This is a genomic window from Streptomyces sp. NBC_00859 (genome assembly GCF_045161865.1).
In the GTDB taxonomy this organism is placed as follows: Bacteria; Actinomycetota; Actinomycetes; order Streptomycetales; family Streptomycetaceae; genus Streptomyces.
Genome location: NZ_CP108826.1, coordinates 3,992,088 through 4,007,631, shown reverse-complemented (window position 1 = coordinate 4,007,631; position 15,544 = coordinate 3,992,088). Strand labels below are relative to the sequence as shown.

The window sequence follows — 15,544 nt, the reverse complement described above, 5'->3', positions numbered from 1 at the left end:
CCGTGAGCGACGTCCGTAACGTGATCATTATCGGCTCCGGGCCCGCCGGTTACACCGCCGCGCTGTATACCGCGCGTGCGTCACTGCAGCCGCTGGTCTTCGAAGGTGCAGTTACCGCCGGTGGTGCGCTCATGAACACCACTGAGGTGGAGAACTTCCCTGGCTTCCAGGACGGCATCATGGGTCCGGATCTTATGGACGGCATGCGCGCCCAGGCAGAACGCTTCGGTGCCGAGCTGGTTCCTGATGACGTCGTGGCCGTTGATCTGACCGGCGAGATCAAGACCGTTACCGACACCGCAGGCACCGTGCACCGTGCCAAGGCTGTCATCGTCACGACCGGCTCTCAGCACCGTAAGCTCGGCCTGCCCAACGAGGACGCCCTTTCCGGGCGCGGTGTCTCCTGGTGTGCCACCTGTGACGGCTTCTTCTTCAAGGACCAGGACATCGCCGTTGTCGGCGGTGGCGACACCGCGATGGAGGAGGCCACCTTCCTCTCCCGGTTCGCCAAGTCCGTCACCATCGTCCACCGCCGCGACACTCTGCGCGCCTCCAAGGCCATGCAGGATCGCGCGATCGACGACCCGAAGATCCAGTTCGCCTGGGACAGCGAAGTGTCCGTGATCCACGGGGAACAGAAACTCTCCAGCCTGACGCTGCGCAACACCAAGACCGGTGAACCCTCCGAGCTGGCGGTGACGGGTCTGTTCATCGCTGTCGGCCATGACCCGCGGACCGAGCTGTTCAAGGGCCAGCTGGACCTGGACGACGAGGGCTACCTGAAAGTCGATGCGCCGTCGACTCGCACCAACCTCACCGGTGTCTTCGGTGCTGGGGATGTCGTTGACCACACCTACCGACAGGCCATCACGGCTGCCGGGACGGGTTGCTCCGCCGCCCTCGACGCCGAGCGCTACCTGTCGGCCCTGGCCGCCAGCGAGAAGGCCGCAGAGCCCGAGAAGATCGCCAGCATCTGACCACCCCCGCTTGCCCATCCCACACCCCCGTGACGAAAGAGGAGCCCGCCGTGGCCGGCACCCTGAAGAACGTAACCGACGACTCCTTCGAGCAGGACGTACTCAAGAGCGACAAGCCTGTGCTGGTCGACTTCTGGGCCTCCTGGTGCGGTCCTTGCCGCCAGATCGCTCCGTCGCTCGAGGCGATCGCAGCCGAGTACGGTGACCAGATCGAGGTCGTCAAGCTCAACATCGATGAGAACCCGGGCATTGCCGCGAAGTACGGCGTGATGTCCATCCCGACGCTCAACGTCTATCAGGGCGGCGAGGTGGCCAAGACCATCGTCGGCGCCAAGCCGAAGGCCGCGATTGTTCGTGACCTTGAGGGCTTCATCGGCAGCGAGGCCACCAAGGCCTGAAGCCAGTTACGTTTCACGTGAAACGGGGGCCGCCCACGAAGGCGGCCCCCGTTTTCGCAGCGGCGGGGGCTTCTGTGAGCGCGATCCTCACAGCGGACGGAGCACTGGATCCTTCTTCACTGCACCCAGGAGGCGGTCCAGGGCAAGCTCCACGTCTTCCTTCCAGGACAGAGTTGTGCGCAGCTCGAGCCGGAGCCTGGGGTAGTTCGGATGCGGCCGTACGGTTTTGAAGCCGACCGCCAGCAAGTGATCCGCGGGCAACACACACGCGGGCTCCTTCCACCGGGCATCGCCGAATACCTCGATTGCCTTGAAATTCCTCCGCAGCAGGTCCTTGGCCACCGTTTGCACCAGTACCCGGCCCAGTCCCTGCCCCTGGTAGCCGGGCATGACCCACGCGGTCATCAACTGCACAGCATCCGGCGAGACAGGGCTTGTCGGAAAGGCGAGTGACCGCGGCACGTAGGCAGGTGGCGCGTAGAGGACGAATCCAACCGGCACATCATCGACATAGACGACCCGGCCACAGGAACCCCACTCCAGCAGGACGGCGGAGATCCACGCCTCTTTTTCCAGCTCCGGAGTTCCGGCCTTTATCGCAGCTTCCTGGCGGACTGGATCGAGCTCCCAGAAGACACATGAATGGCATCGCTCGGGGAGGTCCGGAAGGTTGTCCAGCGTGAGCGGTGCAAGCCGACGCCCCATGAACGATGTTCCTCACTTCTCTCACCCGCCGCATCGCATGCGACTCCCAGCACGCACCACTCTCTGAGCAGGCCGCCAGCAACCCCGCCTCCCATTGCCAGCCCGAGCCCCCTGCAGTCACCAGTTTGCTGCGGTTCACCGTGCGCTTGGGCCCCTCCCCCTCCGTCCGAGGTGGGTCAAGATGGATGCGCCATGCCAGAACGCATCGTATCCATCTCGGTGATCGGACGGATACCGTGAGAAAGCAAAAGCGGGGCGTGTTCCGGCTTCCGGATCACGCCCCGCCCCTTGAGCAGGTCCCAGTTGCGGACTCAGCCCTCGTCATCTTCCTCGGCGGCATCGTCGGTGAGGTGCTTCTCCAGAACTCGGCCTTCGCCCGGTGCGAGCGAACCAAGGATCCGGTCCAGATCATCCATCGAGGCGAACTCGACGACGATCTTCCCCTTCTTCTGTCCCAGATCGACCTTCACGCGCGTCTCGAAACGGTCCGAGAGTCGCGAGGCAAGGCTGGAGAGCGCCGGCGATACACGTGCCCCGGCTCGGGGCCCCTTGGCCTTCGGAGAACTCTCAGGACGCGACTGCATCAGCGTGACGATTTCCTCAACCGCACGTACGGAGAGCCCCTCTGCCACGATGCGGTGCGCCAACCGGTCCTGCTCCTCGGAGTCGTCCACTGACAACAGGGCCCTGGCATGCCCTGCAGACAGAACGCCGGCAGCAACTCGGCGCTGTACCGGGGGCGAGAGCCTCAACAACCGCAGGGTGTTGGATACCTGAGGCCGCGAGCGGCCGATGCGGTCGGCAAGCTGATCGTGCGTGCAACTGAAGTCCTTGAGCAGCTGATCGTAGGCAGCAGCCTCTTCAAGCGGATTCAGCTGGGACCGGTGCAGGTTCTCCAGCAGCGCATCGAGGAGAAGTTTCTCATCGTCCGTTGCTCGGACGATCGCCGGAATGCGCTCCAGGCCCGCCTCTCGGCAGGCTCGCCAGCGCCGCTCACCCATGATGAGTTCGAAGCGCTCAGCGCCGGCCTGACGTACGACAACAGGCTGCAGCAGGCCCACCTCCCTGATGGAGGAGACAAGTTCAGCCAGAGCGTCGTCGTCGAATACCTCACGCGGCTGACGCGGGTTGGGCGTGATCGAGTCCAACGGCAGTTCGGCAAAGTAAGCCCCGGCGGGCTCCTCGGACTCCGCCGTGCCATCATGCGCCGACTCCTGCGCAGGCACGAGGGCTTCTCGTGAAGCCCCGCCGGCAGGCAGCGCCGCCAGCTTCGCAGCTGCCACTCCTCGCTCCGCTGTCATCACCTGGGCAGATCCAGGGGAGGACGGAGCATCGGCTCCCGCGAGTCCTACCTTTTCCTGCGGTGCGGCGGGGATCAGTGCACCGAGCCCACGTCCCAATCCTCTACGTCGCTCACTCACTGGATCCCCTTCGACATACTCTGCTGACTGTTTTGACTGCCCGTGTGCGCGTGCCGACCGTCATAGTGCACGTCGACCCCACGCAGTGCGATCTCACGCGCCGCTTCCAGGTAGGACAGCGAACCGCTGGAGCCCGGGTCATAGGTGAGTACCGTCTGCCCATAGCTCGGAGCCTCCGAGATCCGCACCGACCGCGGAATGCTCGTCTTGAGAACCTCGCGAACGAAATGACTGCGCACCTCATCCGCCACCTGTGAGGCAAGTCGCGTTCTGCCGTCGTACATGGTGAGCAGAATCGTCGACACGTGGAGCTCAGGATTGAGGTGCCCACGGACCAGATCGACATTCCGCAGGAGCTGGCCCAGCCCTTCAAGTGCGTAGTACTCGCACTGGATCGGGATCAGTACCTCAGCCCCTGCCACCATCGCGTTGACTGTCAGCAACCCCAGGGAAGGTGGGCAGTCAATGAGGATGTAGTCCAGTGGCTGTTCATACGCCTGAAGAGCCCGCTGCAGGCGACTCTCCCGAGCCACGAGGGACACCAACTCGATCTCCGCACCCGCGAGGTCGATGGTCGCCGGAGCACAGAAGAGCCCCTCCACGTCAGGAACCGGCTGCACAACCTCGGACAGCGGTCGGCTCTCCACCAGAACGTCATAGATCGACGGAACTTCGGAATGATGATCGATCCCCAGCGCTGTGGAGGCGTTCCCCTGAGGATCCAGGTCAATCACCAGAACACGCGCACCATGCAGCGCGAGCGAGGCGGCAAGGTTGACCGTTGTAGTGGTTTTCCCGACGCCGCCCTTCTGGTTGGCAACGACCATGACGCGCGTCTGCTCCGGCCGCGGCAGGCCCTCGCCGGCACGGCCGAGCGCTTCTACGGCCAGTTGGGCAGCGCGACCAATAGGGGTGTCGTCCATCGGCGGCGGTGTTTCACGTGAAACATCTGCTCCCGCCGACTCGGTACGGGGGCCGGGGACCGGATCGGTCATCGGGCCCGCGATGTTGGCGTCGGACCGCAAGGATTCACTCTCCTCGACTTCAGGCTCGCAATGCACAGAGCCTGCCATGCTTTCGGGGTTGTGAACCAGCGAGGCATGTTCTTCTGTGGATGAATCCACCTTTGTGGACAACTCTGTGGCCCCGAAGGGCCTACGGTCACGCGGCGTGGATGCCGCGCGACTGCGACTGATGATCCCATGCAGCAGAGAGCGACGTTTCACGTGAAACACGATGCCCCTGCCGTCACGTCACAACGTCACGACACTCCGAATTGGGCATTTTTAGCGGCTTTAGGGGTGTTTGGCGGTCTCGTAGTCGTCTACCTGCGCCGACGAGTCCGACTCACCCGCGCCGCCTTGGCTCGCTTCGCAGCGAACCGGACACCCCCAGGGCTTTCCCCTACCTCGACCCGCACCACCGTGGACAGGGGATCGACTACCCCGTCACCGACTTGAAGAACAGAAGTCTCCACGACGCCCAGCTTGCTCAGCGCTGCTCGCGCTCCCTGGATTTCCTCCTCGGCGGTATCGCCCTTCAGGGCCAGCATCTCGCCGTACGGCCGGAGCAGAGGAACACCCCAGCCTGCAAGCCGGTCCAGCGGAGCCACCGCGCGGGCCGTCACCACGTGGACCGGTGGAAGCGTACCCAAGACCTCCTCCGCCCGCCCACGGACGACGGTCACGTGATCGAGGCCCAGCAGCTCCACGACCTCCTGCAGGAAATTGGTCCGCCGCAGCAGCGGCTCCAGCAACGTGATCTTCAGATCCCTGCGGACCAGAGCCAACGGGATGCCCGGCAACCCGGCGCCGGATCCCACATCACAGACGGTCACCCCCTGGGGGACCACCTCGGACAGCACTGCACAGTTCAACAGATGCCGTTCCCAGAGTCTGGGCACCTCTCGCGGACCGATCAGACCTCGCGTGACCCCCGCGTCCGCCAGCAGCTCCGCGTACCGGACGACTTCCGGGAAGAATTCGCCGAAAACCTCATGCGCCACTTCCGGCGCCTGGGGGAGCTCCGCTGACTCCGTCACGGGGACTGTCCTTCCTGACTGCGATACCGCATGGATGGCTGACTACAGGCTGACAAAGTTCGGCCCCGCCTGCGAAACAGACGGGGCCGAGAAAGCAATGCGCAGGTCAGGCCGGAAGCACGACGACGAAGCGCTGTGGCTCCTCGCCCTCGGACTCGCTGCGCAGCCCGGCGGCGGCGATCGCGTCATGCACGACCTTGCGCTCGAACGGCGTCATCGGGTCGAGCTTCACGGGCTCACCGGAGCTCTTCACCTCGTCGGCAGCCTTGGCGCCCAGCGCCGCGAGCTCCTCACGCTTCTTGGCCCGGAAGCCCCCGATGTCCAGCATCAGACGGCTGCGGTCCCCGGTCTCCCGGTGCACCGCGAGCCTGGTGAGCTCCTGGAGCGCCTCCAGCACCTCGCCGTCACGCCCCACAAGCTTCTGAAGATCGCGACTGCTCGCATCACTGATGATCGAGACTGCGGCGCGGTCGGCCTCGACGTCCATATCGATGTCGCCGTCGAGGTCCGCGATGTCGAGCAGGCCTTCGAGGTAGTCAGCCGCAATCTCGCCTTCCTGCTCGAGCCTGCTCAGCGTGTCGCCCTCGGCGGCGGCGGCGGAGGTGGTGGTGCCTTCCGTCACGGGATGGACTCCTTCTTACTTCTTGGACGGGTGCTTGGGGCGCTGCTGGCCCTTGCGCTGCCCGGCCTTGGCTTGGCGTGCATTGCGGGAAGCGGGCTTGGCGTCCGCCTTGGAGCCGGCGTCCTGCTGCTCGCTCTTGTCCAGCGATGTCTTCCCGGACGAGTCAGCGGTCTCCTCGGAAACTTCCTCGGCCACCTTGGCGTCGGCGGGCTTCTCCGAGCCCTTCGCCCCGCCTGTCTGCGCCTGACCTGTCTGAGTAGCACCCGCCTGAGCGGCACCCGTCTGGCGCTTCGCCTTGGTCTGCCGCTTGGGCTGCTGCCGCTTGGGCGCGGCATCCGCCAAGCTGATGCCGTCAGCCTCGGCGGCCACGGCCGCATCGCTCTTCTCCACCGTGCCGTCGGCCTGTGCAACGAGGCCGGCCTTGCTCAGCGTGGTGATGAACTTGCGCTCGGCGTCGTTGCGGTCCTTGGTCTCCTTGGACGCGATGCCCTTGATGATGTTGCGCTGGTGCCGGGTCCGTGTCGAACCGTGCGTGACGAGGTGCTTCTGCATACGCTCCAGCAGGCCCGACTGTGCCTGGCTGCCCGGCGTCGGGTTCCGGTGGATCACGAACATCTGCTGTCCCATGGTCCACACGTTCGTGGTGAGCCAGTACACAAGAACACCGACGGGGAAGTTGATACCCATAACGGCGAACATGACCGGGAAGACGTACATCAGCATCTTCTGCTGCTGCATGAACGGCGTCTTGACGGACATGTCGACGTTCTTCGTCATCAGCTGGCGCTGCGTGTAGAACTGCGACGCCGACATCATGATGATCATGACTGCGGTGACGATCCGGACGTCGGTCAGCGTGGCGCCCAGCGCCGCGACCTTGTCCGAGCTGTCCAAGAACTTCGCCGCCAGCGGGGCGCCGAAGATGTGCGCCTTCTGCGCGCTCTCGAGGAGCGGCTTGTCGATGTACCCCTTCGTCTGCCCGTTGGCGATGGCAGAGAGCACGTGGTACAGCGCGAAGAAGAACGGCGACTGCGCGATGATCGGCAGGCACGAGGAGAGCGGATTAGTACCGGTCTCCTTGTACAGCTTCATCATCTCTTCGGACTGACGCTGCTTGTCGCTCTTGTAGCGCTCCTGGATCGCCTTCATCTTCGGCTGGAGCGCCTGCATGCCACGGGTCGACTTGATCTGCTTCACGAAGAGCGGGATCAGGCAGATCCGGATCAGGACCACCAGGGACACGATGGACAGGCCCCAGGCCCAGCCCGTGTCCGGGCCGAAGATGGCTCCGTACAGCGAGTGGAACTGGACGATGACCCACGAAACTGGGGTAGTGATAAAGCTGAACAGACTGGCAATCGTGTCCACTAATCAGGCTCCTTGAGCATTGGGCGAGGTCTCTGCGGCCGGGCCGGTCTCCTGACCGGAGTGCCCGCCCTTGCTTCTCCGCCACGCATTGCGCAGCAGTTCGTGCCAACGCGGACGTTTGCGCGGCGGAACGTGGTCCACGCCACCCGGCGACCAGGGGTTGCATCGCAGGATGCGCCAAGCCGTGAGTGCCGTTCCCTTCACCGCACCGTGCCGGTCGATAGCCGTATATCCGTAGTGGGAACACGACGGGTAGTACCTGCAGACAGGCCCCAGAAGGGGGCTGATCGTCCACTGGTACAGCTTGATGAGAGCCAGCAGCGGGTACTTCATCGCGCGCCCCCTCCCAGCAGCCGCACCAGGGCGGCATCCAGGTCTCGGGCCAGCTGTGCATGGTCGGCGGTGCCCGCGCCGGGCAGCGCCCGTACGACAACCAGGCTACCGGGGGGCAGCTGGGGGAGCCGGTCGCGCACCAGATGGCGAAGCTTCCGCTTCACGGCGGTGCGGACGACCGCACCGCCCACTGCCTTGCTTACGACGAAACCCGCACGTGTCGGGGGAGTGCTCTCCCCAGGCACATGCGGGTCCGTTGTACCGCTGCGTAGATGGACGACGAGCAATGGGCGTCCGGCTCGGCGCCCTCGCCGTACTGCGGCTGCGAAGTCCTCGCGCCGCCTCAGCCGATTCTCGGTAGGCAGCACGTCATGACCTGTACGAGATCAGGCGGACAGGCGGGAGCGACCCTTGCCACGGCGGGTCGCCAGAATGGCACGACCGGCGCGGGTACGCATACGAAGACGGAAACCGTGGGTCTTGGCACGACGACGGTTGTTCGGCTGGAAGGTGCGCTTGCTCACTCGGGGGCTCCAGAAATGAATCGGGTGATGGCGGGACATCGCCTGGCTGTCACCGTGCGCCCACGAGTAGCTCGCGAATACGCCCGTGTGCACCGCTTACACGACCACAGATCGTGATCATTGCCCATCGGAGGCAGGCGGCAGCAGCCATCGACAACTCGACCTGGTCACGGTACGCGCGGCTACGCCATCCGGTCAAACCAGCCCTTTCATCGGCCCCCACTATGCACAGGCTGTGGACAACAACTTGAACCGCGCGGGTCGCCCTGACTACCTTGGCGGAACTCCCAAGTCTTTTTCCTGCCTGTCTTCACCCCCCGTCCCGAGAACCACACATTCGTGGGACCTGCGAGAGAGCGTGCCCCGTGGCTGACGTACCTGCCGATCTTGCCGCAGTGTGGCCGCGAGTTCTCGAACGTCTCCTCGGTGAGGGCCAGCAAAATATCGAGCCGAAGGACAAGCAGTGGGTCGAGCGCTGCCAGCCCCTGGCTCTCGTGGCGGACACCGCGCTCCTCGCCGTCCCCAATGAGTGGGGCAAGCGCGTCCTCGAAGGCCGGCTCGCTCCTCTCATCGGCGAAACGCTGAGTCACGAATGCGGGCGCCCGATCCGGATCGCCATCACGGTGGACGACACGATCGGCGATCCTTCCCCGCCGGCTCCGCCGATGCAGCAGCCACAGCAGTCGCGCTATCAGCACCCGCAGCACGACGAGCCCCGGCACGGGGACACCTACGACGGGTACGGACACCGCCCGTCGGACGACGGGATGCCGACGGCCCGTCCCGCCTACCCGGACTACCAGCAGCATCGGCCCGACCCCGGCGCCTGGCCACGCACGCAGGAGGACATGTCCTGGCAGCAGCCGCGGCTCGGGGGATTCCAGGAGCGCGACCCCTACACCGGGCCGCGCTCACAGTCGCAGCACGACTACAGGCAGCAGCAGCCGGACCGGCAGCACTACGAGCAGCAGCGGACCGAGCGGCACGACCTCCGCGACCCCCAGTCCTCGCAGCGCCACCTGCCCGCCCCCAGCGGGGCTCCGGGGCCCCTGGCCGCACAGCCCGCTCCGGCACCCGGACCGGGTGAGCCGCAGGCCCGGCTGAACCCGAAGTACCTCTTCGACACCTTCGTCATCGGCGCGTCCAACCGCTTCGCGCACGCGGCCGCCGTCGCCGTCGCCGAGGCGCCGGCAAAGGCGTACAACCCGCTGTTCATCTACGGCGAGTCCGGTCTCGGCAAAACGCACCTGCTGCACGCCATCGGCCATTACGCCCGCAGCCTCTACCCGGGCACCCGGGTGCGCTATGTGAGCTCCGAGGAGTTCACCAACGAGTTCATCAACTCGATCCGCGACGGCAAGGGCGACACCTTCCGCAAGCGCTACCGCGATGTGGACATCCTCCTCGTCGACGACATCCAGTTCCTCGCGAGCAAGGAGTCGACGCAGGAGGAGTTCTTCCACACCTTCAACACGCTGCACAACGCCAACAAGCAGATCGTGCTCTCGTCCGACCGGCCACCCAAGCAGCTGGTGACCCTGGAGGACCGTCTGCGCAACCGGTTCGAGTGGGGTCTCACCACCGACGTACAACCCCCGGAGCTGGAGACGAGGATCGCGATCCTCCGCAAGAAGGCGGTTCAGGAGCAGCTCAACGCCCCTCCGGAAGTACTTGAGTTCATCGCCTCCCGTATCTCGCGGAACATCCGTGAGCTGGAGGGGGCGCTGATCCGGGTGACGGCGTTCGCCTCGCTCAACCGGCAGCCGGTGGATCTGGGGCTCACCGAGATCGTCCTCAAGGACCTGATCCCCGGCGGCGAGGACGCAGCCCCGGAGATCACCGCGAGCGCCATCATGGCAGCGACGGCCGACTACTTCGGGCTGACCATCGAGGACCTCTGCGGATCGTCGCGCAGCCGCGTGCTGGTGACGGCCCGGCAGATCGCGATGTACCTCTGCCGTGAGCTCACGGACCTCTCACTCCCCAAGATCGGTGCACAGTTCGGCGGCCGTGACCACACGACCGTGATGCACGCGGACCGGAAGATCCGTGCGCTGATGGCCGAGCGACGATCCATCTACAACCAGGTCACTGAGCTCACCAACCGCATCAAGAACGGCTGAACGGGCACTTCCAGAACCTTCGAAGGGCGCCCAGGGACTCTGTTCCTGGGCGCCCTTCGTTGTTCATGACGCCGACGTTGTTCGAATACGGCGCCGCCCGCGTATCTTCTCCACAGCATTGGGCGAGATGCTCCGTCCACACCCTGGGGACTGATCAGTTGTCCAGATTGTGTCCACAGGCATTGCGACTGATACGCCATCAGGCCAGGTCAGAGGGTTGTGGATTTGTGGCCAACCACTGTCCACACCCTGTGGACAGATTTTTTGCCCACAGACCTGGACCTACGTTGTCCACCGGCGGCCCACAGGGAGGGCCGTGTTGTCCCCAGCTTCTCCACACCCTTGTCCACTGTTCGGCAACGAAACACCCGAGCTCACTGGGTCGAGTGAAAGCCGTCACACCAAGGTGGTCGGTTGGGCTGTGGGCAACCTGGGTAAAGCTGGGGACGGAGCTGGGGAGAACTGGCCCCTCCCTGTGCACCGAGTGTGCAGAACTTTTAGCCGTCCACAGAGCGGCCTACTTTTCCACCGGCTCCACCCACAGGCACGGTGGACAAAAAAACGCCTCTGAGCTGCGAAAACGGGGTTATCCACGGTTTCCACAGCCCCTACTACTACTGCCTCCTATAGTTACCGGGGAATTGGCTTCGAAGTGGGCGCTGTGCACAACTCGCCGCCGAGGCCCTCAGGCCGGCTCGGCACGACTTGACCCCGATGCGCACCGACTGTCGGCGGCGTACGTCAGACTGGTCACCGGCAAGAAGCCGACGACGAAGGCCAGCAGGGCGAGCGAGCAACAGCAGGAGGCGGTTCCGGTGAAGATCCGGGTGGAGCGCGATGTACTCGCGGAGGCGGTGGCCTGGGCGGCCCGCAGCCTTCCGGCCCGTCCGCCGGTGCCCGTTCTTGCGGGGCTGCTGCTCAAGGCCGAGGAGGGCGCCCTGAGCCTCTCCGGCTTCGACTACGAGGTCTCGGCGAGGGTCTCGGTCGACGCGGAGATCGAGGAGCAGGGGACGGTCCTCGTGTCCGGTCGGCTGCTTGCCGACATCTGCCGCGCCCTTCCCAACCGGCCGGTGGAGATCTCCACGGACGGGGTCCGGGCGACCGTGGTCTGCGGCTCGTCACGGTTCACCCTCCACACCCTGCCGGTGGAGGAGTATCCGGCGCTGCCCCAGATGCCGACCGCCACCGGCACCGTTCCCGGTGATGTCTTCGCCTCCGCGGCGGCGCAGGTGGCCATTGCCGCCGGCCGCGACGACACACTGCCCGTTCTCACCGGCGTCCGTATCGAGATCGAGGGCGACCGGGTCACCCTGGCGTCGACCGACCGTTACCGGTTCGCGGTCCGTGAGTTCCTGTGGAAGCCGGAGGACCCGGAGGCATCTGCGGTGGCGCTGGTGCCTGCCAAGACTCTGCTGGACACCGCCAAGTCTCTGACCAGCGGTGACACCGTGACTCTCGCGCTGTCCGGGTCGGGAGCGGGTGAGGGTCTGATCGGTTTCGAGGGTGCGGGACGGCGTACGACCACGCGGCTCCTCGAGGGCGATCTGCCGAAGTACCGGACTCTCTTCCCGACCGAGTTCAACTCGATCGCCGTCATCGAGACCCCCGCGTTCGTCGAGGCCGTCAAGCGTGTTTCGCTCGTCGCCGAGCGGAACACCCCGGTACGGCTCAGCTTCGAGCAGGGTGTGCTGATCCTGGAGGCCGGGTCCAGCGACGACGCACAGGCTGTGGAGCGCGTGGACGCCAAGCTCGACGGCGATGACATCTCGATCGCCTTCAACCCGACCTTCCTGCTGGACGGCCTCAGTGCGATCGACTCCCCTGTCGCTCAGCTGTCGTTCACGACGTCGACCAAGCCCGCGCTGCTCAGTGGCAGGCCTGCCCTCGACGCTGAGGCGGACGACGCTTACAAGTACCTGATCATGCCGGTACGGCTGTCGGGCTGAGCCGGTTCGCCGCCGTACGTCTGAGCGGCTCACCCCGCAGGTGTGTGCCCGTGTCCCGGCGTACGCTCGGACGCGGGTACGAAACGCCACCACGTCACTAAGGATCTTCTGATGGAGCTCGGTCTCGTCGGCCTCGGCAAGATGGGCGGGAACATGCGCGAGCGCATCCGCCGCGCTGGTCACACCGTCATCGGCTACGACCGCAACGCGGACGTAGCCGATGTCCACAGCCTGGAAGAGCTTGTGGGCAAGCTCAAGGGCCCCCGCGTCGTGTGGGTCATGGTCCCGGCAGGTGCCGCGACCCAGTCCACGGTCGACGAGCTGGCGGACCTGCTCTCCCCCGGCGACGTCGTCGTGGACGGCGGTAACTCGCGCTGGACCGATGACGAGAAGCACGCCGTCGAGCTGGGCATCAAGGGCATCGGCTTCGTGGACTGCGGTGTCTCCGGTGGCGTGTGGGGCCTGGAGAACGGATATGCGCTGATGTACGGGGGCGACCCCGAGAACGTCGCGAAGGTGCAGCCGGTCTTCGACGCACTCAAGCCCGATGGCGAGTTCGGCTCCGTCCACGCGGGCAAGGTCGGCGCCGGCCACTTCGCCAAGATGGTCCACAACGGCATCGAGTACGCCATGATGCAGGCGTACGCCGAGGGCTGGGAGCTCCTGGAGAAGGTCGACTCCGTCACCGACGTGCGCGAGGTCTTCCGCTCGTGGCAGGAGGGCACCGTCATCCGTTCCTGGCTGCTGGACCTCGCGGTCAACGCACTGGACGACGACGAGCACCTCGACCAGCTCCGCGGGTTCGCCGCTGACTCGGGCGAGGGCCGCTGGACCGTCGAGGCCGCGATCGACAACGCGGTACCGCTGCCCGCCATCACCGCGTCGCTCTTCGCCCGTTTCGCTTCACGGCAGGACGACTCTCCGCAGATGAAGATGATCGCTGCACTGCGCAACCAGTTCGGCGGCCACGCGGTCGAGAACAAGAAGTAAGCCAGCAGCAGGGAAGGTCGGCGCACAGTCCATGCACGTCACGCATCTGTCGCTGGCCGACTTCCGCTCGTACGCCCGGGTCGAGGTGCCTCTCGATCCGGGCGTCACTGCGTTTGTGGGGGCCAACGGCCAGGGCAAAACCAATCTCGTCGAGGCCGTCGGCTATCTGGCGACGCTCGGCAGCCACCGGGTCTCCTCCGATGCGCCGCTGGTACGGATGGGGGCCGACCGGGCTGTGATCCGTGCAGCGGTCACCCAAGGGGAACGGTCCCAGCTGGTTGAGCTCGAACTGAACCCGGGACGGGCCAACAGAGCCCGGATCAACCGTTCTTCGCAGGTCAGGCCGCGTGATGTGCTGGGAATCGTGCAGACCGTACTGTTCGCGCCGGAGGACTTGTCCCTGGTGAAGGGCGATCCGGGTGAGCGCCGGCGATTTCTGGACGAACTCATCACGGCGCGCTCGCCCCGGATGGCCGGTGTGCGGTCCGACTACGAGCGGGTGCTGAAGCAGCGCAATACGCTTCTGAAGTCCGCGGCGATGGCCCGCAGGCACGGCGGCCGGTCCATGGACATGTCCACACTCGATGTCTGGGACCAGCATCTGGGGCGCGTGGGCGCCGAGTTGCTGGCGCAGCGGCTGGACCTTATCGCCACGTTGCAGCCGCTGGCCGACAAGGCGTACGAGCAGGTGGCGCCCGGTGGCGGTCCGGTTGTACTGGAATACCGGAGCTCGCTGGGCGAGGAAGTCGAGGCTGCTCAGTCGAGAGACGGGCTGTACGAGCAGCTGATCGCGGCGTTGGCCGGAGTCCGTAAGCAGGAGATCGAGCGAGGCGTGACTCTCGTCGGTCCGCACCGCGACGATCTGGTGCTGAAGCTCGGCCGGCTGCCGGCGAAGGGGTATGCGAGCCACGGTGAATCCTGGTCGTACGCGCTGGCGCTGAGACTCGCCTCGTACGACTTGCTGCGAACCGAGGGCAATGAGCCGGTGCTGGTCCTGGACGACGTCTTCGCGGAGCTGGATGTGCGGCGCAGGGAGCGGCTGGCCGAACTGGTGGCACCGGGAGAACAAGTACTGGTGACGGCGGCGGTCGACGACGATGTGCCGGGTGTCCTGGCGGGGGTCCGGTTCGCCGTGTCGGAAGGGGCGGTGGACCGGGTATGACCGGATCTTCCACTCCGGGCGACGATGGCGGCGCGGATCCGCTCGCTTCCCGGACACCCGGCGGCACCGGTCTTCCGCAGGGGCCAGAAGCGGCGAAGATCCCGGAGTCCTCGGGGATCGACCTGGCCCGGGTCGCATTGCGGGCGGCCAAGGAGCAGGCGCGGGCCCGAGGGGCGGCCGCGCAGCAGAAGAAGCAGGCCAAGCGCGGTGGCCTGCGGTCGGGGGCACGCGCGGACGGACGTGACCCACTCACACTGGGTGCCGCGATCAATCGGCTTATCACCGAGCGCGGCTGGGAGACCCCGGCGGCTGTGGGCGGGGTGATGGGCCGCTGGCCTCAGATCGTGGGGGACGACCTCGCTAACCACTGTGTGCCGCAGCGCTATGACGAGGATGCCCGGGTGCTGACGGTGCAGTGCGACTCGACGGCATGGGCGACGCAGCTGCGGTTGCTGGCCCCGCAGCTGGTGGCCCGGCTGAACGCGGATTTGGGGCACGGGACGGTGAAGCTGCTCAAGGTGCTGGGGCCGGGTGGGCCGCCCCGGCGGTTCGGACCTCTGCGGGCACCTGGAAGCAAGGGGCCGGGCGACACATACGGCTGATGTCGGCCTGGGGCGGGCGCGGGTTCTCCGTCGTCGGCCCGTTCCGTTTTCCCCCGTAATGTGTGCTGTTTCACGTGAAACAGCACACAGTGGGACCGTGCTGGATGGAGTGCCGCCCGAGGAGCGTCCCTCACCGTAGCGGGAGGTTGACAGCCCGAGGCGCTGAAAGCCCGTGTGAGCCTCTTGGAGCCCCTTCCTTGATATGGGGAGTCGTTCGGCGCCGGTTCAGGGCGGCACATGTGGACTCAGGTACCGGCAAACCCCCATTGATGTCTGCGCTACCGGTAGACTGAGAGGTAATCCCGCCACTCGCGGAACATGTCGAACGACGC

Annotated in this window: 16 protein-coding genes; 7 read left to right on the top strand and 9 right to left on the bottom strand. The window is 65.8% G+C overall.

All coding sequences use genetic code 11. The annotated features are described in order from the left end of the window. Nucleotides 1-2 precede the first annotated feature (2 nt). Complete coding sequence (gene trxB / locus OG584_RS17165) at nucleotides 3-977, top strand: thioredoxin-disulfide reductase (RefSeq protein WP_405778859.1); 975 nt, start codon at nucleotides 3-5, stop codon at nucleotides 975-977. Nucleotides 978-1,027: 50 nt separating this feature from the next. After that, nucleotides 1,028-1,375, top strand: coding sequence for a thioredoxin (trxA, locus tag OG584_RS17160; RefSeq protein WP_405778856.1), 348 nt, complete (start codon nucleotides 1,028-1,030; stop codon nucleotides 1,373-1,375). An 87-nt stretch (nucleotides 1,376-1,462) separates the two neighbouring features. Here the strand turns inward: trxA and OG584_RS17155 are convergent, their stop codons facing one another. The 9 genes from OG584_RS17155 to rpmH all read right to left on the bottom strand — a co-directional run bounded on the left by OG584_RS17155 (nucleotide 1,463) and on the right by rpmH (nucleotide 8,389). Then, nucleotides 1,463-2,080, bottom strand: coding sequence for a GNAT family N-acetyltransferase (locus OG584_RS17155; RefSeq protein WP_405778854.1), 618 nt, complete (start codon nucleotides 2,078-2,080; stop codon nucleotides 1,463-1,465). 311 nt (nucleotides 2,081-2,391) lie between these two features. After that, nucleotides 2,392-3,501: a ParB/RepB/Spo0J family partition protein gene (locus OG584_RS17150; RefSeq protein ID WP_405778852.1), complete on the bottom strand. Its 1,110-nt coding sequence runs from the start codon at nucleotides 3,499-3,501 to the stop codon at nucleotides 2,392-2,394. After that, nucleotides 3,498-4,574: a ParA family protein gene (locus tag OG584_RS17145; RefSeq protein ID WP_405784116.1), complete on the bottom strand. Its 1,077-nt coding sequence runs from the start codon at nucleotides 4,572-4,574 to the stop codon at nucleotides 3,498-3,500. Before OG584_RS17145 ends, OG584_RS17150 begins: the two co-directional genes overlap by 4 nt. A gap of 251 nt (nucleotides 4,575-4,825) precedes the next feature. Continuing rightward, a complete protein-coding gene (gene rsmG, locus OG584_RS17140) occupies nucleotides 4,826-5,542 on the bottom strand; it encodes a 16S rRNA (guanine(527)-N(7))-methyltransferase RsmG (protein WP_405778850.1) in 717 nt (238 codons plus the stop codon). Nucleotides 5,543-5,648: 106 nt separating this feature from the next. Next, the gene (locus OG584_RS17135) at nucleotides 5,649-6,164 is read right to left on the bottom strand and encodes a protein jag (protein ID WP_405778848.1); all 516 of its coding nucleotides are present in this window, start codon (nucleotides 6,162-6,164) and stop codon (nucleotides 5,649-5,651) included. Nucleotides 6,165-6,179: 15 nt separating this feature from the next. Next, nucleotides 6,180-7,532 (bottom strand): membrane protein insertase YidC, encoded by a 1,353-nt coding sequence (gene yidC, locus OG584_RS17130; RefSeq protein WP_405778846.1) that lies wholly within the window; start codon nucleotides 7,530-7,532, stop codon nucleotides 6,180-6,182. Between the two features lie 3 nt (nucleotides 7,533-7,535). Beyond that, a complete protein-coding gene (yidD, locus tag OG584_RS17125; RefSeq protein ID WP_405778844.1) occupies nucleotides 7,536-7,865 on the bottom strand; it encodes a membrane protein insertion efficiency factor YidD in 330 nt (109 codons plus the stop codon). Further along, nucleotides 7,862-8,233 carry a ribonuclease P protein component gene (gene rnpA / locus OG584_RS17120; RefSeq protein WP_405778842.1) on the bottom strand — a complete coding sequence of 124 codons (372 nt, stop codon included), beginning with the start codon at nucleotides 8,231-8,233 and terminating at the stop codon, nucleotides 7,862-7,864. The genes yidD and rnpA overlap by 4 nt, the downstream gene beginning before the upstream one ends. An 18-nt stretch (nucleotides 8,234-8,251) precedes the next feature. Beyond that, entirely contained in the window at nucleotides 8,252-8,389 is a 138-nt protein-coding gene (rpmH, locus tag OG584_RS17115; protein WP_030990579.1) for a 50S ribosomal protein L34, read from the bottom strand. 365 nt (nucleotides 8,390-8,754) lie between these two features. Here rpmH and dnaA point away from each other — a divergent pair, with 365 nt between their 5' ends. The 5 genes from dnaA (at nucleotide 8,755) to OG584_RS17090 (ending at nucleotide 15,212) form a co-directional block, all read left to right on the top strand. Next, nucleotides 8,755-10,512: a chromosomal replication initiator protein DnaA gene (dnaA, locus tag OG584_RS17110; protein WP_405778840.1), complete on the top strand. Its 1,758-nt coding sequence runs from the start codon at nucleotides 8,755-8,757 to the stop codon at nucleotides 10,510-10,512. Between the two features lie 815 nt (nucleotides 10,513-11,327). Further along, nucleotides 11,328-12,458, top strand: a complete 1,131-nt coding sequence (gene dnaN, locus OG584_RS17105; RefSeq protein WP_405784114.1) for a DNA polymerase III subunit beta — start codon at nucleotides 11,328-11,330, stop codon at nucleotides 12,456-12,458. A gap of 111 nt (nucleotides 12,459-12,569) precedes the next feature. After that, nucleotides 12,570-13,448 carry a phosphogluconate dehydrogenase (NAD(+)-dependent, decarboxylating) gene (gene gnd, locus OG584_RS17100; RefSeq protein ID WP_405778838.1) on the top strand — a complete coding sequence of 293 codons (879 nt, stop codon included), beginning with the start codon at nucleotides 12,570-12,572 and terminating at the stop codon, nucleotides 13,446-13,448. Nucleotides 13,449-13,479: 31 nt separating this feature from the next. Beyond that, nucleotides 13,480-14,610, top strand: coding sequence for a DNA replication/repair protein RecF (recF, locus tag OG584_RS17095; RefSeq protein WP_405778836.1), 1,131 nt, complete (start codon nucleotides 13,480-13,482; stop codon nucleotides 14,608-14,610). Then, nucleotides 14,607-15,212 carry a DUF721 domain-containing protein gene (locus OG584_RS17090; protein ID WP_405778834.1) on the top strand — a complete coding sequence of 202 codons (606 nt, stop codon included), beginning with the start codon at nucleotides 14,607-14,609 and terminating at the stop codon, nucleotides 15,210-15,212. The genes recF and OG584_RS17090 overlap by 4 nt, the downstream gene beginning before the upstream one ends. Nucleotides 15,213-15,544 lie beyond the last annotated feature (332 nt).